The sequence below is a fragment of the Rhodospirillales bacterium genome (genome assembly GCA_016699855.1).
In the GTDB taxonomy this organism is placed as follows: domain Bacteria; phylum Pseudomonadota; class Alphaproteobacteria; order Reyranellales; family Reyranellaceae.
This window is the reverse complement of the sequence record CP064988.1, coordinates 3,682,062-3,704,280: the sequence shown is the minus strand read 5'-3', so window position 1 is coordinate 3,704,280 and position 22,219 is coordinate 3,682,062. Positions and strand designations below refer to the sequence as shown.

Sequence of the window (22,219 nt, the reverse complement as noted above, 5' to 3'; positions counted from 1 at the left end):
TCGGCGGGCGCCGCCGCGCGACGGGCCATCGAACGCGCATCCAGGATCGCGGTCGAATGCCCTCTCCGCCGCGCAGCGGGGGAGAGGGAACAAGACGCCGCTCCACGAATTTCGACTGTCCATCGCCGGGCGGTCAGTCGTGGTCGGCCGACGGACGGCCGCCGCGCAGGCCCTTCACGGTCGCCCGCTTGGCCTTCGATTCGAGCCGGCGCAGCTTCGAGCCGTGCGTCGGCCGGGTGGCGCGGCGCGCCACCGGCACCACGGCCGCCTCCTCCACCAGCCCGACCAGGCGCGCCAGCGCCGCGGCGCGGTTCATGGTCTGGGTGCGGTGGTCCTGCGCCTTGATGACAAGCACGCCGTCGCGCGTCAGCCGGCGCCCGGCCAGCCGCTCGAGACGCGCGCGCACGTCGTCCGGCAGCGACGGCGAATTGCGGACGTCGAAGCGCAGCTCCACCGCCGTCGAGACCTTGTTGACGTTCTGCCCGCCGGGGCCCGAGGCGCGCACGAAACTCTCCTCGATCTCGCCCTCGTCGAGCGCGACGCGCCGGTTGATCCGGATCACGGACGGACTCCGGCCGCCGCCAACCGCGGCGGCGGACGCTTGCGCAGCCGCACGATGGCGGCGTCGAGCGCCGAGAGGAAGCGCGAGCGGTCGGCGGCGGCCATCGGCTTCGGCCCGCCGGACACCTCGCCCATCGCGCGCAGGTCCTGCATCAGTTCGCGCATCGCCAGCGCCGCGCCGATCGAATCCGGTGTGAACGGCTTGCCGGTGTTGCCGATGACGGTGGCGCCGGCCTTGATGCAGCGGTCGGCCAGCGGGATGTCGGCGGTGACGACGATGTCGAGGGCGCCGGCGCGCCCGGCGATCCAGTCGTCGGCCGCGTCGAAGCCGTCGCTGACGACGACGCGCTCGATCAACGGGCTCGGCGGCACCATCATGAACGCGTTGGCGACCAGGATGGTCTTGACGCCGTGGCGCGCCGCCACGCGGTAGGTCTCGGCCTTCACCGGGCAGGCGTCGCCGTCGATGTAGATCGTGATGGCCGGCGTCGCTGACATGGCGCGGAGTCTAGTCGATTCCGCCGCCAACGGCCAATCCGGACGCATCGCGGGCCGCGCTCCTTGACTCGCGGCGGGCTCGGCCCGAGGTTGCGCCGCGGCCACGCGGCGGGAGCGTCCATGACTGTGCTGACTTCGACCCACTGGGGCGTCTACGAGGTCGAGATGCGCGACGGCCAGGCGCGTGCGCTGAAGCCGTTCGCCGGCGATCCCGATCCCTCGCCGATCGGTCTGCACATGCTCGATCCCGCGGTCGGCCGGCTGCGCGTGCTGCGGCCGGCGGTGCGCGAGAGCTGGCTGCGGCACGGGCCGGGCGCGGCGACCGACAAGCGCGGCGAGGAGCCGTTCGTCGAGGTGGGCTGGGACCGCGCCGAGGCGCTGGTCGCCGCCGAGATCGAGCGCGTACGCTCCAAGCACGGCAACGCCGCGATCTTCGGCGGCTCCTACGGCTGGTCGAGCGCCGGCCGCTTCCACCACGCCCAGAGCCAGATCCACCGCTTCCTCAACGCCTGCGGCGGCTACGTGCGCCACGTCGATTCCTACAGCCTCGGCGCCGCGCGCGTGCTCATGCCGCACATCGTCGCCTCGATGGAGGAGCTGTTCGCGATCCACACCAGCTGGGACGTGCTGGCCGCGAACACGAAGCTGTTCGTCACGTTCGGCGGCGTGCCGCGCAAGAACGCGCAGGTCAACGCGGGCGGCCCGTCGGAGCACCGCGTGCGCGACGGCCTGCGCCGGCTGCGCGCCGCCGGCGCGCGCTTCGTCAACGTCACGCCCACCGCCGACGACCTCGACACCGGCGGCGAGGACGAGTGGATCGCGATCCGGCCGAACACCGACACCGCCATGCTGCTGGCGATGGCCTACGTGGTCCACGACGAGAGGCTGCACGACCGCGGCTTCCTCGACCGCTGCTGCGTCGGCTTCGACCGCTTCACGCCGTATCTCACCGGCGCGGTCGACGGCGTGGCCAAGGATCCGCGCTGGGCCGAGGCGATCTGCGGCGTGCCGGCGGAGCGCATCGCGTCGCTGGCGCGCGAGATGGCGGGCACGCGCACGATGCTCAACATCGCGTGGTCGCTGCAGCGCTCGCACCACGGCGAGCAGCCGTTCTGGTCGCTGGTGGCGCTGGCCTGCATGCTCGGGCAGATCGGCCTGCCCGGCGGCGGCTTCGGGCTGGGCTACGGCGCCGTCAACCTGATGGGCAGCCCGAACGCGCGCTTCCCCGGGCCGACGCTGCCGCAGGGCGACAACGCGGTGAAGGCGTTCATCCCGGTCGCGCGCATCGCCGACATGCTGCTGAACCCCGGCGCGACGTTCGACTACAACGGCGCGCGCCATACGTATCCCGACATCCGCCTCGTGATGTGGGCGGGCGGCAATCCATTCCACCACCACCAGGACCTCAACCGCCTGCGCCGGGCGTGGCGCAAGCCCGAGACGATCGTGTTCAACGAGCAGTTCTGGACGCCGGCCGCGAAGATGGCCGACATCGTGCTGCCGGCGACGATGTCGCTGGAGCGCGACGACATCGGCTCGGCGACACGCGAGCGGCACGTGATCGCGATGAAGGCGGCGCGCACGCCGCCGGGCGAGGCGCGCGACGACTACGCGATCTACGCCGGCATCGCGCGGCGTCTCGGCGTCGAGGCCGCCTACACCGAGGGGCTCGACACGATGGGCTGGCTGGAGCGGCTCTACGGCGAGAGCCGCGCGCGCGCCGCCAAGGCCGGCGTCGCGCTGCCGTCGTTCGACGATTTCTGGACGGCGGGAATCGCCACCGCGGCGGATCCGACCGAGCCGCCGGTCATGTTCAAGGATTTCCGCGCCGATCCCGCCGCGCATCCACTCAAGACGCCGTCGGGCCGCATCGAGATCTTCTCGGAGCGCATCGCCTCGTTCGGCTACGACGACTGCCCCGGCCATCCCGTGTGGATGGAGCCGCGCGAATGGCTGGGCGCGGCGCACGCCGGAAAATTCCCGCTGCACCTGATCTCGGACCAGCCCTCGGACAAGCTGCACAGCCAGCTCGACCACAGCCCGCACAGCGCCGCCACCAAGGTCAACGGCCGCCAGCCGGTCACGATCAGCGCCGTCGACGCGCGCGCCCGCGGCATCGCCCATGGCGATCTGGTGCGCGTGTTCAACGAGCGCGGCGCCTGCCTCGCCTCGGCCGCCGTCAGCGAGCGCATCCGCCAGGGCGTGGCGCGGTTGTCGACCGGCGCGTGGTTCGATCCCGAGCGCGGCGGCGCCAACCGGCCGCTGGAGAAGCACGGCAACCCCAACGCGCTGACGCTCGACATCGGCGCGTCGAAGCTCTCGCAGGGCAGCGTCGCGCAGACCTGCCTGGTCGAGATCGAGCGCCATGACGGCGCCGCGCCGGCGGTCACCGCGCACACCCTGCCGCGCTTCGCCGCGGAGTAGCGGCGGCGCGCGGCGACGACGGACGCCGGTCGCGTCGCCGTCTCGCGCGCCACGCGTCGCGCGGCGCGCGTCAGATCGCGTTCATGCCGCCGTCGATCACCAGCTCCGAGCCGGTGACGAAGCGCGACTCGTCGGAGATCAGGTAGAGGATGCCGTAGCCGATGTCCTCCGGCGCGCCGAACACCCTCAGCGGGATGCTGCGCACGGCGCGCTCGCGCGCCTGCTCGGTCGACAACAGGCTCTCGCCCATCGGCGTCATGATGATGCCGGGATGCACGGAGTTGCAGCGCACCTTGTAGCCCTTGCGGGCGCAGTCGATCGCCACGGTCTTGGTGAACTGCCGCACCGCGCCCTTGCTGGCGCCGTAGGCCGCGAGGTCGGGCGTGCCCAGCAGCGCCGCCAGCGACGACAGGTTCACCACCGAGCCGCCGCCCGAGGCGCGGATCGCCGGCACGCCGTGCTTGCAGCCGAGGAACACGCCCTCGACGTTGACCGCGAGGATGCGCTTCCACAGCGACAGCTCCTCGGTCTCGAAGCGGCTGGGGATCGGCCCGCTGATGCCGGCGTTGTTGACCAGCCCGTGCAGCCCGCCGAACGCCGCCACGGTGTCGGCGACGACGCGCTTCCAGTCCGCCTCGCTGGTGGCGTCGTGCGCCATGAAGCGGGCGCGGCCGCCGATCTGCTGGACCGTCTCCTGGCCGCCGGCGGCGTCGATGTCGGTGACCACGACCGTGGCGCCCTCCGCCGCCAGCAGCCGCGCCGTCGCGCGCCCGATCCCCGAGCCCGCGCCGGTCACCAGCACCACTTTTCCATCGACACGCCCGGCCATCCGCTGCCTCCAATTTTGGGTCGTCCGCGGCGCAGGCTAGGGGTTTTCCGGGCGCGCCGGAACGCCGGATCCGCGTCACGGCGGGGCGCGAAATGCGGCGTCCGCGCCGCGCCGTTCCGGACAATGTGAATCCATATGCCACAGGCATCGGAACGATTCCGGGACGTCCGCCACCGGCCCGATTCGCGGTTTGTATATTGTATTTTGTATACAATATACAAAAGCGCGGATTCCGATGCGCAGAGCGGAATTGTGGTGTCCAACCGGTGTCCGCTTGACCCCTCCCCGCCGCCGGGTCATTTTATTACCCATGTTTCGACGCCCCACCGGCATTGGACGAATTAGCCACCCGGCCCTCATCGAGGTCCGGGACGTCGCTGTTCGTTCAAGTTTCCACCGGGAGTCCGTCGACCATGTCCGCCTTCGCCCCGCGCCAAGCGCGCGCTAGCACCCAGCCCCGCCACCCCCGCGCCGAGCCGGCCACCGGCGAGGTGTTCCATTGCTACGCGCTGGCCGCCGAGCCCGATCCCTCGGTGCTGCCGCGCGCGCTGGAGTTCATCGCCAAGCGCGGCCTGCTGCCCTACCGCGTCCACGCCGCGATGGAAGGCCGCGACGGTCGCGAGCTGGCGATCGACATGCAGGTCGGCGGCCTCGACCAGATGACCGCCGACCATGTCGGCGCGTGCCTGCGCCAGATCGTCGGCGTCAACGCGGTGATGATGTCGCTGATCACGCGGTAAGGAATGGCGGCGCGCGTCTATTCATGCCCCCTCCCCCTCAGGCGCCTGGTAAGGCGCCTGAGGGGGAGGGAGCCGGAAAAGGCGCGCCTTCATCAGCGCTCTTCGCCCCACACCGTCGCCTCGGTCCAGCCCAGGGCCGCGAACTCGGCGGCGCGCAGGGGCGCCTCGCCGGCGGCGAAGAACTCGTCGAGCTGCGGCGGCTTGACGTCGGTGGCCGACAGCATGGCGTGCGCCTGGCCGCGGTGGTGGGTCTGGTGCTGGAAGACGTGCATCAACAGGCGGTCGCGGCGTTCGATCTGGAATCCGGCATCACCGCGGCTGACGCGGGCCTCGCCGTCCAGCGCCGCGTCGGTCAGCGCGTCGCAGAACGCGATCAGGCGGCGGTCGACGGCGGATTGCTCGCGCTGGAGATCGGCGACCGTGGCGCAGGGAAGCTGGTCGGCCCACGCCTTCGGCCCGAGCGTGCCGCCCTCGAGCGCGTCGACGTAGAACCGGTCGATGATCAGGATGTGGTTGAGCGTCGCCTTGATCGACGGGAAGAAGCCCGTGCGCGGCGCCTCGAACGCGGCCTGCGTCAGCCCGGCGCACGCCGCGAGCAGACGGTGGTTGGCCCACGCGTTGTTGTAGGCCATGGCGCGGAAGGCGCCGACCAAAGTCGCGGGCATGGGAGGTTCTCCGGGTCCGGTGACGCGAGCCGCGGGAATCTATCCGACCATCGCGCCGCGGACGACTGGCGTCGATCGCCGCGGTCGCGCGGGTTTGGGGTCAGGCCTGCAAAACGGCATTTTTCATCGACGCGCGGCCGAAAAATCTGCCGTTTTGCAGGCCTGACCCCGAAGTGACGACTGCGCGGCGCCCGATGCTGGCGGATCGCAAAGTCGCGGGCATGGGAGGTTCTCCGGGTCGGGTGACGCGAGCCGCGGGAATCTATCCGACCATCGCGCCGCGGACGACTGGCGTCGATCGCCGCGGTCGCGCGCGAATTGGCGCCAAAGCGTCGCGGGACGCGAGGCTTGTCAGGGCGGCCGGCGGGTTCGATACTGCCGGCCAACCACCAGACGGCGCCGCGCCGACGCGGCAGCCGTCGTCCCGCCATCTCCCGCCCCCGGAGACGCAGCATGAATTTCGGCGCCGCCGTCTTCTCGACTCTTTTCGTGATGGCACCGGGTGAAGCGCCGGTCCCGCCCGCCGGCATGGTCGACACCGCCCGCGCGCCGGCGGCGATCGAGCGCCCGGCGCCGGCGCCCGCCGCGCCGGTCACCATCGCCAGCGTTCCGCCGGAGGCCGCGACCTCGACCGCGTCGGCGCAGCCGCGCAAATTCACCGCGACGCGGACCGCGACGCGCGCGCCGGCCACGACCGCGCGTCCGGCGACGGCCAAGGTCGCCGCGAAGCCCACCGCCACGCGTTCGGCGTCGGTCGCGCCGTCGAAAAGCGCCGCCGTGGCGCCGGCGAAGCGCGTCGCCGCGCCCGCGAAAGCCGCTGGACCGGTGAAGGCGGCGGGCCCCGCCAAGGCCGCGAAGCCGGCGCCGGCGAAGGCCGCCGTGGTCGCGAAGCCGACGCCGCCGGCTTGATCGGGGATTGATCGGGGCCGACGAAGTCCCGCGCCCGCTTTCAATCACGCTGTCGTCCGGCGCTCTCCTGTCATCCCGAGCGCAGCGAGGGATCCAGGTGCGGTCCCCTGGATCCCTCGCTGCGCTCGGGATGACAGAAGGAGTCGAACTGTCAGCGGGGCTCGTCCCCTCTCTCTACACCACGCCCGCCAAGCGTAGCGCGACGCCGGCGGCGGCGCAGACCGCAAGCACCCAGGTCATGCCGAGCTTGACGCCGAAGGCGAGGATCATCGCGACGGTGGTCAACCCCAGCGCCGCCCAGTTGACGCTGGCCAACGCCGGGACGTCCAGCGTCAGCGGTCCCCAGCGCAGCGTGTCGAGGCGCGCGAACAGCGTGTTGAGCGCGAACCACACCGCGAGATTGGCGATCACCCCGACCACGGCCGCGGTGATCGCGGCCAGCGCGCCCGACAACGCCTTGTTGCCGCGCACCGCCTCGACATAGGGCGCGCCGGCGAAGATCCAGAGGAAGCACGGCGCGAAGGTGACCCATGTCGCCAGCAATCCGCCGAGCGTGCCCGCGAGCAGCGGCGACATCGCGCCGGGATCGCGGAACGCGCCCATGAAGCCGACGAACTGCAGCACCATGATCAGCGGGCCGGGCGTGGTCTCGGCCATGCCGAGTCCATCCAGCATCTCGCCGGGCTTGAGCCAGCCATAGGTCTCGACGGCGGCCTGCGCGACATAGGCCAGCACCGCGTAGGCGCCGCCGAAGGTCACCACGGCCATCTGCGAGAAGAAGATGGCGATGCGGCCGAACACGTTGCTTGGCCCGACCGCGAGCAGGATGGCCGCGACCGGGATCAGCCACAGCGCCAGCCAGACCAGCGCGACGCGGATCGAGCGCCGTCCGTCCGGGCGGGCGTGGTCGGGCACGCGCGCGCCCAGCAGGCTGTCGGCGTCGGCGACCGCGTTCTTGGCGCCGCCGCCATGGCCGCCACCGGCCGCGAACAGGCTCGAGCCGGCGCGCGCGCCAAGGAAGCCGATCAGGCCGGCGGCGACCACGACGACCGGAAACGGCACCGAGAACAGGAACAGCGCGACGAAGGCCGCGACGGCGAGCCCGATCATCACGCGATTGCGCAGCGCCCGGCCGCCGACGCGCAGCACGGCCTGCAACACGATCGCCAGCACGGCGGCCTTGAGGCCGAAGAACAGGCCCTGGACGGCGGCGACGTCGCCCAGCAGCACGTAGGCCCAGGACAGGGCCATGATCGCCACGATCCCCGGCAGCACGAACAACCCGCCGGCGACCAGGCCGCCGGCGGTGCGGTGCATCAGCCAGCCGATATAGGTGGCGAGCTGCTGCGCCTCGGGTCCGGGCAGCAGGGTGCAGTAGGACAGCGCGTGCAGGAAACGCTGCTCGCCGATCCACTTCTTCTCGTCGACCACGATGCGGTGCATGACGGCGATCTGTCCGGCCGGGCCGCCGAACGACAGCAGCGCCACCCGCGCCCAGACGCGCAGCGCCTCGCCGAAAGTCACGCCGTGGTCGATCGCGGCGGTCGATGGATCGACCGCCGCCGCGGGCGTGGCCGCCGCGGAGGGGGTGGCGGCCGCGACCGGGCTGTCGCTCACGCGCCGGCTCCGGCGCGTCTGGTCTTGCCGGCGATCTTCGTCAGCGGCACCGGCGGCCAGTTGTGCTGTTCGTCGACCGCGTCGCGGCACCAGCGGTAGAAGGCGTCGTAGAGGCCCATGGCGGCCTCGAGCTGCTGGAGATCGTCGGCGTACATGCGCGACAGGCCCAGCGACACCGCCAGCAGGCCGGCCGATTCCGGCGCCAAGTCGAGGCGCGCGGTGTCGGCGCCGCGCACGATCAGCGCCAGCCGGTCGAGCGCCGGCGTGCGCAGGCCGAATTCCTCCAGCATGACGTCGAAGGTGCATTTCTCGCCGCGGTGGCTCCACAGCACGCCATCGCCCTCGATGTCGAACGGCGTGGCCGCGAAGCGCTCCGCCACCGCCGGGACCTCCGACGGCGCCACGAACAGGAACACCGCCGCCGGATCGACGAAGCGGCGGATCAGCCATGGGCAGGCCAGACGGTCGATCTTGGGCCGCGCGCGGGTCACCCATACGGTGCGGCCTTTCGCGTCGCGCGGCGGCAGGCGCGCCACCGACACGGTCGGGAGCGACGCGGCCGTCCAGGCCAGCGCGCCGCCTTCCAGAGACTCGGCGGGCGAACCGGCGTGGCGCAGCCACGCGGCCGCGCCCTGGCTGAGCTTGAGGCCCTTCTGGCAGACGACGACGGCGGCGCGGCCGGCGAATTCCGGCGCCCAGCCGGCGGCGTCGGCCCACGGGCGGCGGACGGCGCCGGGGATCAGCCGCGGATCGGTGGCGAAATCCTCGTCGGTGCGCACGTCGACGATCGCCGGGCAGTCGGGCCGGCCGATCAGGCGGGAGAGCTTGTCGATGGAGATGGTGGCGGGTGCGGGCATGGTCGGTGCGTCCTCGTGTTGTGTGGACGCGATGCTTTGGCATGCCGCCTCATGGGGAGATCGCGATCCCCATGCCGTCATCTCGCCGAGGCGGCGGCGGTCTGTCAAGCGGCGGGACGCGCGGCGGCGCCGAAGCACATCACCCGCGCGCGGGAGAACGGGCGCGGTGTCATCGCCCTCTCCGCCGCGCAGCGGGGGAGAAGGAGGGGACCCATGCGAAGCATGGGGAGGGTGAGGTGGTCGTCGCGAAGAGGCGGGTGTTCGGTGGCCGCGGAAGCGATCTCCGCTTCAGCATCTCCTACGCCATCGACACCACCTCACCCTTCCCGCGCTACGCGCGGGCCCCTTCCCTCTCCCCCGCTACACGGCGGAGAGGGAGCGAAGGTGCACCGCATACGCGTCCTACCGTCGCGCGAGGGCGTCGTAGTCGGCCTTCAACGCCGCGACGATATCGGCGACGCTGTCCTCGCGGTCGATCAGGTCGATGCCTTGCCCGGCGCTGTGGATGCCCTTCCACGGCTTGGGCTCGTCGCCCAGCAGGCCGCGGTAGCGGTAGCCCTCGTCGCGCGGCTTCAGCGTGTCGGGATCGTAGCCGGCGGCGGCGATGCTGGGCTTGAGCCAGCTCGCGGTGGCGCCGGTGAAGGCGTTGGTGATGACGAGGTCCGACATCGTGCCGTCGATGATCATGCGCTTGTGCGCCGGCTCGGCGAGGCTCTCCGGCGTCGGGATGAAACGCGTGCCCATGTAGGCGAAATCGGCGCCCAACGCCTCGGCGGCGCGGATGCCGACGGCGTCGCCGATGGCGCCGCCCAGCACGATGGCGCCGTCCCACCAGCGCCGCACCGCGCGGGTGAAGGCGAAGGGCGATACCGAGCCGGTGTGGCCGCCGGAGCCCGACGCGACCAGCGCCAGCCCGTCGACGCCGCATTCCGCGGCCTTGCGCGCCAGCGCCACGCTGTTGACGTCGGCGATCACCAGCCCGCCATAGGCGTGCACCGGCTCGACCACGCGCTTGGGCGAGCCCAGCGCCGTGATCACCACCGGCGCCTTGTGGCGCACGATCAGCTCGAGATCGGCCTCGAAGCGCGGGTTGCTGGAATGGCTGTTGATGTTGGCGGCCCACGGCGCCACCGGCACGGCGGGGTTCCCGGCGCGGGCGGCGTCGAGCCGCGCCACGATGTCGACGAACCACGCCTCGAGCTCGGGGATGGTGCGGCGGTTGGCGAGCGGAAAGCCGCCGACGATGCCGGCGCGGCAGGCGGCGACCACCAGGTCGGGGCCGGAGATCAGGAACATCGGCGCGCAGAACACCGGCAGCGCCAGCCCGTCCTTGAGGCCGGCGATCGTCATCGGAAACGCGCTCATGATCCCATCATCTCCACAACGGCCTTGCCCACGACCTTGCGTTCGCTGATGGCGCGCAGGCCGTCGGCGGCGCGCTCCAGCGGAAATCGGTGCGATATGTGCGGCCGCATCACGCCGGCGGCGGCGAACTTGGGGAACTCGCGGGCGTAGTCGGCGGCCATCGAGCGGTCGTGCCGCGAATGCTCGCCGGCGCGCACGCCCAGCACCGACAGGCATTTGATCAGCACGTGGTTGCTCTTGAGCGTGGACGGCGAACCGGACGTGAAGCCCACGATCAGCAGCCGCGCGCCGAAGGCGCAGCAGCGCAGCGACCGCTCGAGCAGCTCGCCGCCCACGGGATCGAACACCGCGTCGACGCCCTTGCCGCCGGTCAGCGCCTTGACCTCGGCGACGAAATCGCGGTCGCGGTAGTTGACCACCGCGTCGGCCCCCTGGGCGCGCACGACGGCGAGCTTGCCGTCGTCGCCGCCGGTGGCGATCACCCGCGCGCCGAGATGCTTGCCGAGCTGCACCGCCGCCATGCCGACGCCGCCGGTGGCGCCGTGCACCAGCAGGGTCTCGCCCTCGCGCAGGCGGGCGCGGTGGACCAGCGCGTTGTAGGCGGTGGTGGCGCCGACCCGGAACGAGGCGGCCTCGGCCCACGACCAGCCCTCCGGCGCCCGCATCGAGATCTGCGCCGCCGTCACCGTGGCGTACTCGGCGAAGCAGCCCGGCCGCTTGCCGATCACGACGCGGTCGCCCACCGACCAGCCGGCGAAGTCCGCGCCCACGGCGACGATCTCGCCGGCCGCCTCCATGCCGGGGATGAAGGGCAGCGCCGGCTTGTGCTGGTAGCCGCCGGCCACCATCAGCACGTCGGGGAAGTTCAGCGCGGCGGCGCCGATCCTGATCAGCGCCTCGCCCGCCTTCGGTTCGGGCACCGGCATCTCGACCAGCCGCAGCACGGACGGATCGCCCAGAGTCTCGCAGACGACGGCGCGCATGGATTTACCGATCCCGTTGTTTCGTGGGACGGTAGCGGCGGTTCCGGCGTCCGTCGAGGCGCCGGCGGCGGGAGGGCACGCATGGCGAAACGGCGGCGTTCCGGACGCAAGGGCGCGCGGGCGCCGGCCGCCGCGCCGTCGTGGCACGTCGCCCCGGCCGGGATCGTGGTCGCGCTGACCGCGGCGGTCCTGTGGATCGCCAGCGACTGGCTGGTCGGACCGGTCGAGGAAGGCGCGCGGAACGAGATCGAGATGACGCTGCGCATCGCCGGCATGATCGCCGTCTGCATCTCGGTGGCGGCGTTCGGGCGGCGCGAGCCGTGGCTGGCGAGCTCGATCGCGCTGACGCTGGGGATCGCGGTGACGCTGTTCGAGATCGCGCCGGCGATCGTCTCGGTCGCCGCCGTGACGATCATCGTCGTCGCCGTCATCCGCCGCAACCTGAGGGCCGCGCGCTGACGCGCCGCGCTCAGTCGAGGTCGAAGGCGTCCTTGTAGTCGAGCTTCAGCGCCGGGTCCTGCTCCTCCTTGAGCAGCAGGCAGTTGCCGACCACCAGCACCTCGATCTCGCTGCCCATGAAGCAGCGGAACGCGTCCTCCGGCGTGCACACGATCGGCTCGCCGCGGACGTTGAAGCTGGTGTTGACGATCACCGAGCATCCCGTCTTGTCGCGGAAGCGCGAGATCAGGTCGTGGTAGGGCTTGTTGGTCTCGGCGTGCACCGTCTGGATGCGCGCGGAGTAGTCGACGTGCGTGACGGCGGGGATGTCGGAGCGCGGCACGTTGAGCTTGTCGATTCCGAACAGCGCGCTCTCCTCGGCCGTCATGGCGCGGCGGCGCGACTCCTCGACGGGCGCGACCATCAGCATGTAGGGGCTGTCGGCGTCGTAGTCGAAATACTTCGCCACGTCCTCGCGCAGCACCGCCGGCGCGAACGGGCGGAACGACTCGCGGTACTTGACCTTGAGGTTCAGCGTCTTCTGCATCGTGGGCGAGCGCGCGTCGCCGAGGATCGAGCGGCCGCCCAGCGCGCGCGGCCCGAACTCCATGCGGCCCTGCATCCAGCCCAGCGCCTTTTCATCCGCCAGCGCCTGCGCCGCGCGCTCGATCATCTCGTCGTAGGACAGCACGTGGACCTTGGCGCCGGCCTTGCGCAGCCGTTCCGCCGCCTCGGCGTCGCCGAACACCGGCCCCAGATAGGAGCCGGCCATGCCGTCCATCTTGCCGTTCAGCGCGCGCGGCTGGCGGCAGTAGCCGTGGTAGGCGGCCAGCGCCGCGCCGACCGCGCCGCCGGCGTCGCCGGCCGCCGGCTGCACCCAGATGCGGTCGAAGGCGCCGTCCTTGTGGATCTTGCCGTTGGCGACGCAGTTCAGCGCCACGCCGCCGGCCAGGCACAGGTCGCGCGCGCCGGTCTCCTTGGCGATCGAGCGCGCCAGCCGCAGCACGACCTCCTCGGTCACGGCCTGCACCGAGGCGGCGAGGTCCATCTCGCGCTGCGTGAGAAGCTGCTCGGCCTTGCGCGGCGGGCCGCCGAACAGCGCGTCGAACTTCTCGTTCGTCATGCGCAGGCCGGTGCAGTAGTCGAAGTACGAGAGATCGAGCCGGAAGCTGCCGTCGGGCTTGAGGTCGACCAGCTTGTCGAGGATCGCGTCCTTGAAGCGCGGCTCGCCGTAGGGCGCCAGCCCCATCACCTTGTACTCGCCGGAGTTCACCTTGAAGCCGGTGTAGTAGGTGAAGGCGGAGTAGAGCAGCCCGAGCGAGTGCGGGAAGTGGATCTCCCGCAGCATGTTGAGCTCCGACCCCTCGCCCATCGCCAGCGAGGTGGTGGCCCATTCGCCGACGCCGTCCATGGTCAGCACGGCCGCCTTCTCGAACGGCGAGGGGAAGAACGCGCTGGCGGCGTGGCTCTGGTGGTGCTCGCCGAACAGCAGCCGCGTCTCCCAGTCGAAGTCCGGCTCCCACTTGCGGAACTCGTCCCGCAGCATCGACTTCTGGAACAGCTTCTCCTTGAGCCACACCGGGATGGCCATGCGGAACGAGGTGAAGCCGCGCGGCGCGAAGGCGAGGTAGGTCTCCAGCAGGCGCTCGAACTTCAGGAACGGCTTGTCGTAGAACGCGACGTAGTCGACGTCCTTGAAGGCGATGCCGGCCTCGGCGAGGCAGTAGTCGATGGCGTGCCGGGGGAAGCGCGAATCGTGCTTCTTGCGCGTGAAGCGCTCCTCCTGCGCCGCCGCCACGATCGCGCCGTCGACCACCAGCGCCGCGGCGCTGTCGTGGTAGAGGGCGGAGACCCCGAGGATGCGCACGCGCCGCCGTCCCGTCCGCTGGCTAGAAGATCGTGTAGATGAACGGGCCGATCGCGGTCTGCGTCAGCGCCAGCAGGCCGCCGAGCAGCACCATCACCACCACGATCGGCATCAGCCAGTACTTCTTGCGCACGCGCATGAAGGCCCAGAGTTCGCGGATCAGCCACATCGCGGGAGTCCCTTTCAGCCCGTCAGTACTGGTTGCGCATCGTCTCGGGCGGCGGGCCCGGCGGTTCGCGCGCGATCCAGTAGCTCGCCGCCGCCGGGTCGCGCTTGAGCCGCAGCAGGTCGGCCCCGCGCCAGCGCATGAACAGCCCGATCGGCGTCATCACGCCGTAGAACATGATGCCGAGGATGATGGGATTCATCACCCTGCCGATCAGCATCCCGAATTTCGTCCACGCCTTGTTCAGCGGCCCGAGCGCGGCCGGGGCGGCCAGCGCCAGGACCCCGAACGCCGCCGCCAGTCCGCCGGCGTAGGGCCACCACGTGCCGGCGTGCCACCACGACCAGCCCGCCACGACGGCGCAGACCGCCATGAAGACCAGCCCGAACGCGCGGTCGGAGCCGCCGCCGTGGTCCTCGGGCCGATCATAGCTCTCGTGCGTGCCGCCGCCCGCCATGCCGATCTCGCACCTGCGAAGGTTGCTGGATGAAACTTTCGAAGCGGCTGTTAGATCGCTGAATCAGTGGGTTAAGTCAATGGCTGCCGCGTCTGGGCGGTCCAACGTCTTCTCCCTCTCCGCCGCGCAGCGGGGGAGAGGGAAGGGGCCCGTCGCGCAAGCGACGGGAAGGGTGAGGTGGTGCCCGCAACGTCGATGACGTTCGACATCGAGACCTCGACATCTCCTCGCCGCGCTCGTGGCGATACAGCCACCACCTCACCCTCCCACGCCTTCGGCGCGGGCCCCGCCCTCTCCCCCGCTGCGCGGCGGAGAGGGAATTCCGGGCGGGACGACCTACAACCGGGCGCCGCCAGCCGCCCCGCTACGCCCTCACCGCCAACCGCCCCGGGTCGCCGACGAGGCGGACGGCCATGGGGGTGGTGCGGCCGCGGATCTCGATCTCGCGGCGGGGCCAGTCGCGCAGGTCCATCTCCGACAACTCGACCAGCTCCTGCGACACGACAAGCACGCAGCCCAGCTCCTTGGTCATGCTCTCCAGCCGGCTGGCGGTGTTCACGGTGTCGCCGATGGCCGTCAGGGTCACGGTGCGGCCGTGGCCCATCTCGCCGACGATGGCCGGGCCGGCGTGCAGTCCGATGCCGATGCGCAGCGGCTCCGCCAGCTCGCCGGTCAGCGAGGCGTTGAGGCCGGCCAGCGCGTCGGACATGCGGCGGGCGGCGTCGAGCGCCTGGCGCGCCGCCGGCCCGGCGTCGGTGTCGAGCCCGAACACCGCCATGATGCCGTCGCCGATGAACTTGTCGATGTGCCCGCCGGCGTTCTGGATGGCCTCGCCCATCGACCGGAAATAGCGGTTGAGGATGAACACCACGTCGAACGGCAGCCGCTTCTCGGACATCGCCGTGAAGCCGCGCAGATCGACGAACATCACGGCGACGACGCGCTCGCTGCCCAGCGCCAGCCGGTGGCCGCCCAGCCCGCCGCGCGGCCCGACCGCCGGCGGCAGCAGCGGCGTGACCCCGTAGGTGCCGCCGCGCGGCCGCGTCTGGCACGCCAGGCGCACGCCCAGCGGCGCGCCGATGCGCTCCAGCACGCGCACCTCCTCGGCCCCGGCCGCCGGCAGGCTGGCGGCGGCGGGCCCGCTGATGCGCACGCGGCAGGTCGAGCAGCGGCCGCGGCCGCCGCAGACCGACGCATGCGGCACGCCGCCGACGCGGCTCATCTCCAGCACGCTGGGACCGGCCGGCAGGGCCACGACGCGCCCGCCGGGATACTCCAGCCGCACCACGCCGTGGCGGCGTTCCCACAGGTCGCGCAGCGGCCGCGCCAGCAGCACCGCGACGATCACCCCGGCGACGACGTAGCGCAGCGTGTCGGCCAGCGCGTAGAGGCGCAGCACCGCGTCCTTGTCCGGCGCGTTGAGCCCGGCGGCGACGGCCAGAAGATCGGGCGTCGTCTCCAGCAGCTCGGCCGCCTCGCGCAGCGCCGAGGCGACGCCGGCGATGGCCAGGGTCGGCAGCACCAGCGCCAAGCCGAACAGCCACGGCGCCACCGGCGCGTACCACGGCTTGAGGCGCAGCCAGAAGCGCAGGCCGACGCAGCCATGGATCCAGACCACGAGGATCAGCGCGAACTGCCGCGCCGCGACCCACGGCTCCATCGCCATCGGCCACAGCACCCAGAAATACGCCGTCAGCACGCCGTCGATGTGGTGGGCGCCCCGGGTCTGCACGAAATGGTCCATGCCCAGCGGCAGGATGGTCAGGCCGAGCGCGAGCTGGGTCCACTCCGCGACTGTCAAGCGCAGGCGCCGGCGGCGGAACACCGCCCACAGCACGAGGCAGAAATGGACGGTGATCGCCAGCGCCAGCACGCCACTGCCGACCGGGCCGCGCCACACCGCGGCGAACAGCGCGAGGCCGGCGTCGGCGGTGGCGATCGAGAACAAGCCCAGCGCGTGGTTCAGCAGATGCATCGTCACGAAGACGAACAGCGTCAGGCCGGAGATCAGGCGCAGGCGGGCGATCATTCCATCGAATCCGGACTCCCAGGACGTGGCCGCAGGATCGACCGCGTCTCCCTCGGGATCAACACCGCGGCGACGGGTATATTCCCGGCCTGTCGGTCGTCACTTGCCGACCAGCGGCAGCACGGCCTCGGGCGGACGGCCGATGGCGGCGCGCTTGCCGACCACGACCACCGGCCGCTGCAAGGTGATGGGATGCGCCGCGATCAGGCCGACGACGTCCTTGCGCGTGAGCGCCGCGGGCTTGAGGCCGCTCTCCTTGAACGGCGGCTCCTCGGGGCGCACCAGCGCCCGGGGTTCGCCGCCCAGCGCGTCGAGCAACGCCTCGACCTCGGCCCGGCTCGGCGGCGCCTTGAGATACTCGCGGATCTCCGGCTCGACGCCGTGGGCGCGCAGCAGCGCCAGCGTGTCGCGCGACTTGCCGCAGCGCGGGTTGTGCCAGATCACGACCTTGCCGGTAGCGCGCGGTGCCATTGGTTGTCTCCTTCGTGCCGCATCGCCGGGCGCCGCATTGGCGACGGCGGTTGGTCCATCATCGGCGCTGAACGACGCCATTGCGGCCGGGAGTAAGGCGTACTCATGAGACGGCAGCGCGGACGACGAGAGAATCAGTGTTGTCCGTCAGGGCCATCCAAGACAACATCATATTGGCGGACCCTGCGGTGGCCGGTAGACGAGATCACGCTGACCGCCCGGATGGTAGAGAGCGACGACATGACAGGTTTGAGCCGTCGGTACGGCATTTCTCTTGGCGCCGCGATCTGCGGACTTTTCCATTTTGCAGGCGGAACCCTCATCCTCACCGGTCTTTTCTTGTCGCTTGGCACCGTCGCCTCGCCAGCGATCGCGCAGTCGGCAAGTGAGCTGCCCTCGCTCGATCCGCGCATTTCACGCTTGGACGCGACCTATTGGCGATGGCATTTGGTTCTCGCCGTTTTTCCACTGAATATGCTTCTACGCGAACCCCGTCGTACAGACCGACGTAGCGGCACACATACAGCTCTTTGAAAGAGGACGAAGTCACCTTTCAGTGCAACCGCATGTCGTCCATCGTTCCGATGGATGTGTCGCCGTCGCGCTTCAATACCATGCTCCACCAAAATCCTACGGAAACGGCATCTTTATCTATATGGGACAGAAAGAACTCGAGTCCTTCGAAGTATCCTGCGTGCTTAACTCGATATTCAGCGCCGTTGGCATTCCACTTTCGGCGAGCGAGTCGCAGTGGCGACGCGGTATGAAGCTCGGTGAGCGTAGCTATCTTTTCAATGACGATGCGATGACACAAATCGTGGAATCGATCACACGCTTTGGACGCAATGGCGAGCGCCTCGCGCCCCGTTTCTTGTCAGAATGATGCGCCTAGGGCCGGATCGCATTTCCTTGCCGCGGCATCGTTCACCGCGACCCGCGCGGACACCACCTCACCCTTCCCATGCTTCGCATGGGCCCCTTCCCTCTCCCCCCCGCTGCGCGGCGGAGAGGGAGAAGATCACGCCGGCGCGGCGAGGGTAGAGGCGCTGGCGAGGGCGTGGATCTCGAGGCGGCCGCGGCGGCCGCGGACGTCGATCTCGTGCCTGAGGGCGCCGTCCAGCGACGCGCCGGCCAGCTCGACGACGCTCTGCGACACCACCAGCTCGCAGGCCAGCTCCTTGGTCATCGCCTCCAGCCGGCTGGCGGTGTTGACCATGTCGCCGATCGCCGTCACCGAGGAGGCACGGCCGTAGCCCATCTCGCCGACGATCGCGTTGCCCGCGTGGATGCCGATGCCGATGCGCAGCTCGATGTCGAGGTCGACGCGCAGCGCGCGGTTGAGCTCGATCAGCGCCAGCGACATGCGCCGCGCGGCGTCGAGCGCGCGCCGCGCCGCGTCCGGCGGCTCGCCGTCGAGCCCGAACAGCGCCATCACGCCGTCGCCGACGAATTTGTCGACATGGCCGCCGGCCGCCTCGACCGCCGCGCCCATCGCCCGGAAGTAGCGGTTGATGACGAACACCACGTCGTAGGGCAGCCGTCCCTCCGCCAGCGTCGTGAAGCCGCGGATATCGGCGAACAGCACGGCCACGACGCGCTCGCGGCCCTGCGCCGAGGGCCGCCGCCACGCCTCGGCCGGCCCCGCGGTCGGCGCGACCAGCGGCGTCACCAGGTACTCGCCCGGTGGCGGGCGCACCTGGCAGGCGAGGCGGACGCCATCGCCGGCGCCGACGCGCGCCAACACCTTCGCCTCGGCCGCGTCGGGCGGCGCGAGACGGGCGATGTCGGGTCCGGCGATGCGCGCGCGGCAGGTCGAGCAGCGGCCGCGGCCGCCGCAGACGGAGGCGTGCGGGATGCCGGCGGAGCGGCTGATCTCCAGCAAGGTCGGGCCGGCCGGCGCCGAGGCGACGCGCGAATCGTAGGACACGCGGACCACGCCGTTGCGGCGGTTCCACAGGTCGCGCAGCGGACGCGCGGCCAGGGTCGCGGTCAGCAGCGAGAGGGCGGCGAGCTTGAGCGCGTCGGAGAGCGCGTAGATCTTCTCCGCGAGTCCGGGGCCGACACGCAGATCGCCCGGCAGGCGGCGCGCGATCTCCGGATCGGCGACCATGGCCGCGACCTCGCGCAGGCCGACGCCGGCGCCGGCCAGCGCCAGGGTCGGCAGCGCGACGGCGGCGGCCAGCAGCCAGGGCGACGCCGGCCCGTACCATGGCTTCAGTCGGCCGATGCGATGCAGGCCGACGCAGCCGTGGATCCAGACGATGAGGACCAGCGCGAAAAGCTGGACGAGGCCGGTCCAGCTCAGCGCGCTGAGCAGCACCCAGACGTAGGTGGTGTTGACGTCGTGGAGTTCCGCCGCGCCGCGGGTGGCGACGAAATGCGCCATGCCCACCGGCAGGATGGAGACGCCGAGCGCGAGCTGGATCCACTCGATGACGGGCATGCGCAGCCGGCGGCGGCGGAACACCGACCACAGGGCCAGCGCGAAATGCGCGGCGAAGGCGCCGTAGAGGACCACGGTTCCCGGCAGCCCGCGCCACACCGCCGTGAAGACGACGAGACCCTCGTTGGCGAGGCCGACCGAGCCCAGCAGCAGCGCGTGGTTGATCAGATGGCTCGCGGCGTAGACGAACAGGACGACGCCCGACCACAGGCGGATCCGCGCGGTCATCGCGCGCGCCTCAGCCGCAGCGGTATTGCCACGGGACCTCGGCGCCGTTGGCCGTGAAGCGGCCGTCGCGGATCGTGTGGTCGCCGCCGATCTGGCGGTTCCATAGCGCGCGCAGGCGCTTGTCGCCGTCCTTCGCCAGCGCGTAGACGCGGACCATCGCGAAGGCGCGCAGGTCGATGACGACCTCGATGTTTCCGTCCTTGCCGATGACGGCGGCGAGCACCTCCGTCGTGTCGTTGCGGGCGGGGGCGCCGAGATCGCGTTCCATCACGACGCGGCCGTCGTCGCGGGCGACGTAGCGGACATAGACGTTGCGGTCGCCCGGCGGCCGCTCGCAGGACGGCGCCCAGGTGCCGATCAGGCCCCATTTGATGGCCGCCTCGGCCGCCATCTGCGCCGCGGGACGCGTCGCGGGCGGCGGCGCGGTCTGGGCGGTGGCGCCGAGCGGCGCGCCGAAGGCGAGCGCCGTCGCCGACGCCATGATCCATCCGCGCATCGTCCCGATCATCGCGATCCACTCCCTGCCAGCACGGCCGCATTGTACCAGCGATCCGCCGATATGCCCTTGTGCGAACTGGCGGATGGGTAACAGAAGCGTCCGGGCGGATGGACCCTCCCCCGCGGCGGCCCCCGGGCGGCCCCGCCCCCGCCCCGCCCCCCCCCCCCCCGGCGCGGGCGGCCCCCCGGCCCCCCCCCCCCCCCCCCCCCCCCCCCCCCGCGGGCGCCCCCCCCCCCCCCCCCCCCCCCGCCCCCCCCCCCCCCCCCCCCCCCCCCCCCCCCCCCCCCGGCATCCCCCCCCCCCGCCCCCGCCGCCGGCCCCCCCCCCCCCCGATCCCCCCGCCCCCCCCCCCCCGCCCCCCCCCCCGCCCCCATCCCCCCGCCCCCCCCCGCCCCCCCCCCCGGCCCCCCCCCCCCCCGCCCCCGCCCCCCCCCCCCCCCCCCCCCCCCCCCCCCCCCCCCCCCCCCCCCCCCCCCCCCCCCCCCCCCCCCCCCCCCCCCGCCCCCGCGCCCCCCCCCCCCCCCCCCCCCCCCCCCCCGCCCCGGACCCCCCCCCCCCCCCCCCCCCCCCCCCCCCCCCCCCCCCCCCCCCCGCCCCCCGCCCCCCCCCCCCGCGGCCCCCCCCCCCCCCCCCGCCCCCCCCCCCGGCGCCCGCCCCGGGCGCCCGGCGCCCCCCGGCCGCCCCCGCCCGCGGCCCCCCCCGCGGCCCCCCCCCCCCCCCCCCCCCGCCCCCCCCGCCCCCCCCCCCCCGGCCACCCCCCGGCCCCCCCCCCCGCCGCCCCCCCCCCCCCCCCCCCACCCCCCCCCCCCCCCCCCCCGCCCCCCGTCCCCCCCCCCCCGCCCGCCCCCCCCCCGCCCCCGGCCCCCCCCCCCCCCCCCCCCCCCCCCCCCCCCCCCCCCCCCCCCCCCCCCCCCCCCCCCCCCCCCCCCCCCCCCCCCCCCCCCCCCCCGCGCCCCGCCCCCCCCCCCCCCCCCCCCCCCCCCCCCCCCCCCGGCCCCCCCCCCCCCCCCCCCGCCCCCCCCCCCCCCCCCCCCCCCCCCCCCCCCCCCCCCCCCCCCGCCCGCCGCGCGGGGGGGCGCGCCGCCCCCCCCCCCCCCCCCCGCCCCCCCCCCCCCCCCCCCCCCCCCCCCCCCCCGCGTCCCCCCCCCCCCCCCCCCCCCCCCCCCCCCCCCCCCCCCCCCCCCCCCCCCCCCCCCCCCCCCCCCCCCCCTCCCCTCCCCACCCCCCCCTCCTCCCCCCCGCCCCCCCCCCCCCCCCCCCACCTCCCCCCCGCCCCCCCCCCCCACCTCCACCCCCCCCCCCGCCCCCCCCCCCCCCCCCCCCCCCCCCCGCCGCGCGGGGGGGGCCCCCGCCCGGCGGGAGGATGAGGTGGTCGTCGTATCGGGCGCGAAGACGCTGAAGGAGCATCGAGCATCCGTATCGAACACCGATGATTTCATCGCGACCACCTCACCCTTCCCATCGCTTCGCGATGGGCCCCTTCCCTCTCCCCCGCTACGCGGCGGAGAGGGAGAGAACGGCGGCGTCGCTACCCTTCCGCCCGTGAAGTCCCTAACCCCTCCGCCCGCGAAGCCCCTACTCGTCCCGCAACGCATCGATGTCGGTGGCGTCGACGACGCGGCGGGCGATGGCGAGGGGGAAGCCGGCGCGGCCCATGGCGGCGAGATGCTTGTCGCGGCGCTCGGCGCGGGTGGCGGGATCGGAGAACGGACCGAGGCGACGCCGCCGCGCGAGTTCGATGGCGGCGGTGAGTTCGCCCGCGCCGTCCGCGTCGCCGGCCTCCTCGCGCACCGCCGCCATCGCCCCGTCGATGTCGTCGCGCGGCACGCCGGCATGCGCCAGCTTCTCGCGCACGCGGCGGGTCGACGTGCCGCGGCGGCGCAGCGAGGCGGCCTTCTGACGCGCGAAGCGGGCGTCGTCGAGGATGCCGGCGGCGACGTATTTCGCCACGATCGCCTCGATCACGTCCTCGACGCCCTCGACCACCGGCGCCTCCAGCCGCCGCGCGTTGCGCACGCGGCGCGTCAGCACGTCGCGCAGCCGCGCCGAGGTACTCGCATAGCGGTCGACATAGGCGGCGGCGACGTTCTCCAGCCGCCTCACCGTGATCGGCTTGGCGAAGGGCCGGCGCGGCTCGCCGCGGACGGGCTCCGGACGATCCACCATGCGGCGG

General features: G+C 72.8%; 22 protein-coding genes. 6 read left to right on the top strand and 16 right to left on the bottom strand.

Going from position 1 to position 22,219, the window contains the following annotated elements; translation table 11 throughout:
- Window positions 1-133: 133 nt before the first annotated feature.
- Both arfB and IPK81_17455 read right to left on the bottom strand, forming a co-directional pair.
- On the bottom strand, window positions 134-562 hold the full coding sequence (gene arfB / locus IPK81_17460; protein ID QQS11355.1) for an aminoacyl-tRNA hydrolase: 429 nt from the start codon (window positions 560-562) through the stop codon (window positions 134-136).
- Window positions 559-1,059, bottom strand: coding sequence for a YaiI/YqxD family protein (locus IPK81_17455; protein QQS11354.1), 501 nt, complete (start codon window positions 1,057-1,059; stop codon window positions 559-561). Before IPK81_17455 ends, arfB begins: the two co-directional genes overlap by 4 nt.
- A gap of 120 nt (window positions 1,060-1,179) precedes the next feature.
- Here IPK81_17455 and IPK81_17450 point away from each other — a divergent pair, with 120 nt between their 5' ends.
- Window positions 1,180-3,483 carry a molybdopterin guanine dinucleotide-containing S/N-oxide reductase gene (locus IPK81_17450; GenBank protein QQS11353.1) on the top strand — a complete coding sequence of 768 codons (2,304 nt, stop codon included), beginning with the start codon at window positions 1,180-1,182 and terminating at the stop codon, window positions 3,481-3,483.
- A 70-nt stretch (window positions 3,484-3,553) separates the two neighbouring features.
- Here the strand turns inward: IPK81_17450 and IPK81_17445 are convergent, their stop codons facing one another.
- Window positions 3,554-4,312 carry a glucose 1-dehydrogenase gene (locus tag IPK81_17445; GenBank protein ID QQS11352.1) on the bottom strand — a complete coding sequence of 253 codons (759 nt, stop codon included), beginning with the start codon at window positions 4,310-4,312 and terminating at the stop codon, window positions 3,554-3,556.
- Window positions 4,313-4,725: 413 nt separating this feature from the next.
- On the opposite strand from IPK81_17445, the gene IPK81_17440 reads away from it, so the two are divergent.
- Window positions 4,726-5,052 carry a hypothetical protein gene (locus tag IPK81_17440; protein ID QQS11351.1) on the top strand — a complete coding sequence of 109 codons (327 nt, stop codon included), beginning with the start codon at window positions 4,726-4,728 and terminating at the stop codon, window positions 5,050-5,052.
- A gap of 92 nt (window positions 5,053-5,144) precedes the next feature.
- Here the strand turns inward: IPK81_17440 and IPK81_17435 are convergent, their stop codons facing one another.
- Window positions 5,145-5,717, bottom strand: coding sequence for a damage-inducible protein DinB (locus IPK81_17435; protein QQS11350.1), 573 nt, complete (start codon window positions 5,715-5,717; stop codon window positions 5,145-5,147).
- Between the two features lie 453 nt (window positions 5,718-6,170).
- Between IPK81_17435 and IPK81_17430 the strand changes: the two genes are divergently transcribed.
- Window positions 6,171-6,626, top strand: a complete 456-nt coding sequence (locus IPK81_17430) for a hypothetical protein (protein QQS11349.1) — start codon at window positions 6,171-6,173, stop codon at window positions 6,624-6,626.
- 174 nt (window positions 6,627-6,800) lie between these two features.
- Here IPK81_17430 and chrA read toward each other — a convergent pair whose 3' ends face one another.
- The 4 genes from chrA to IPK81_17410 form a co-directional block, all read right to left on the bottom strand.
- A complete protein-coding gene (gene chrA / locus IPK81_17425) occupies window positions 6,801-8,243 on the bottom strand; it encodes a chromate efflux transporter (protein ID QQS11348.1) in 1,443 nt (480 codons plus the stop codon).
- Window positions 8,240-9,100: a chromate resistance protein gene (locus IPK81_17420; protein ID QQS11347.1), complete on the bottom strand. Its 861-nt coding sequence runs from the start codon at window positions 9,098-9,100 to the stop codon at window positions 8,240-8,242. The genes chrA and IPK81_17420 overlap by 4 nt, the downstream gene beginning before the upstream one ends.
- 402 nt (window positions 9,101-9,502) lie before the next feature.
- Window positions 9,503-10,465, bottom strand: coding sequence for a nitronate monooxygenase (locus IPK81_17415; GenBank protein QQS11346.1), 963 nt, complete (start codon window positions 10,463-10,465; stop codon window positions 9,503-9,505).
- On the bottom strand, window positions 10,462-11,448 hold the full coding sequence (locus IPK81_17410; GenBank protein QQS11345.1) for an NADPH:quinone oxidoreductase family protein: 987 nt from the start codon (window positions 11,446-11,448) through the stop codon (window positions 10,462-10,464). The genes IPK81_17415 and IPK81_17410 overlap by 4 nt, the downstream gene beginning before the upstream one ends.
- 81 nt (window positions 11,449-11,529) lie before the next feature.
- Between IPK81_17410 and IPK81_17405 the strand changes: the two genes are divergently transcribed.
- Window positions 11,530-11,907, top strand: coding sequence for a hypothetical protein (locus IPK81_17405; protein ID QQS11344.1), 378 nt, complete (start codon window positions 11,530-11,532; stop codon window positions 11,905-11,907).
- Window positions 11,908-11,917: 10 nt separating this feature from the next.
- Here the strand turns inward: IPK81_17405 and IPK81_17400 are convergent, their stop codons facing one another.
- From IPK81_17400 to arsC, 5 genes are all read right to left on the bottom strand, one after another.
- Window positions 11,918-13,753, bottom strand: coding sequence for a carbamoyltransferase (locus tag IPK81_17400; protein QQS11343.1), 1,836 nt, complete (start codon window positions 13,751-13,753; stop codon window positions 11,918-11,920).
- Window positions 13,754-13,775: 22 nt separating this feature from the next.
- The gene (locus IPK81_17395) at window positions 13,776-13,922 is read right to left on the bottom strand and encodes a hypothetical protein (protein QQS11342.1); all 147 of its coding nucleotides are present in this window, start codon (window positions 13,920-13,922) and stop codon (window positions 13,776-13,778) included.
- A gap of 22 nt (window positions 13,923-13,944) precedes the next feature.
- Entirely contained in the window at window positions 13,945-14,376 is a 432-nt protein-coding gene (locus IPK81_17390) for a hypothetical protein (GenBank protein ID QQS11341.1), read from the bottom strand.
- 364 nt (window positions 14,377-14,740) lie between these two features.
- Window positions 14,741-16,405 (bottom strand): adenylate/guanylate cyclase domain-containing protein, encoded by a 1,665-nt coding sequence (locus tag IPK81_17385; protein QQS11340.1) that lies wholly within the window; start codon window positions 16,403-16,405, stop codon window positions 14,741-14,743.
- A 99-nt stretch (window positions 16,406-16,504) separates the two neighbouring features.
- Complete coding sequence (arsC, locus tag IPK81_17380; GenBank protein ID QQS11339.1) at window positions 16,505-16,876, bottom strand: arsenate reductase (glutaredoxin); 372 nt, start codon at window positions 16,874-16,876, stop codon at window positions 16,505-16,507.
- Window positions 16,877-17,116: 240 nt separating this feature from the next.
- Between arsC and IPK81_17375 the strand changes: the two genes are divergently transcribed.
- Both IPK81_17375 and IPK81_17370 read left to right on the top strand, forming a co-directional pair.
- Window positions 17,117-17,410 (top strand): hypothetical protein, encoded by a 294-nt coding sequence (locus tag IPK81_17375; GenBank protein QQS11338.1) that lies wholly within the window; start codon window positions 17,117-17,119, stop codon window positions 17,408-17,410.
- Between the two features lie 22 nt (window positions 17,411-17,432).
- Window positions 17,433-17,759, top strand: a complete 327-nt coding sequence (locus IPK81_17370; GenBank protein ID QQS11337.1) for a hypothetical protein — start codon at window positions 17,433-17,435, stop codon at window positions 17,757-17,759.
- Between the two features lie 135 nt (window positions 17,760-17,894).
- Here the strand turns inward: IPK81_17370 and IPK81_17365 are convergent, their stop codons facing one another.
- The 3 genes from IPK81_17365 to IPK81_17355 all read right to left on the bottom strand — a co-directional run bounded on the left by IPK81_17365 (window position 17,895) and on the right by IPK81_17355 (window position 22,212).
- Entirely contained in the window at window positions 17,895-19,547 is a 1,653-nt protein-coding gene (locus IPK81_17365) for an adenylate/guanylate cyclase domain-containing protein (protein ID QQS11336.1), read from the bottom strand.
- A gap of 10 nt (window positions 19,548-19,557) precedes the next feature.
- Complete coding sequence (locus IPK81_17360; GenBank protein QQS11335.1) at window positions 19,558-20,055, bottom strand: hypothetical protein; 498 nt, start codon at window positions 20,053-20,055, stop codon at window positions 19,558-19,560.
- Between the two features lie 1,566 nt (window positions 20,056-21,621).
- Window positions 21,622-22,212 (bottom strand): RecX family transcriptional regulator, encoded by a 591-nt coding sequence (locus tag IPK81_17355; GenBank protein QQS11334.1) that lies wholly within the window; start codon window positions 22,210-22,212, stop codon window positions 21,622-21,624.
- Window positions 22,213-22,219: the final 7 nt, after the last annotated feature.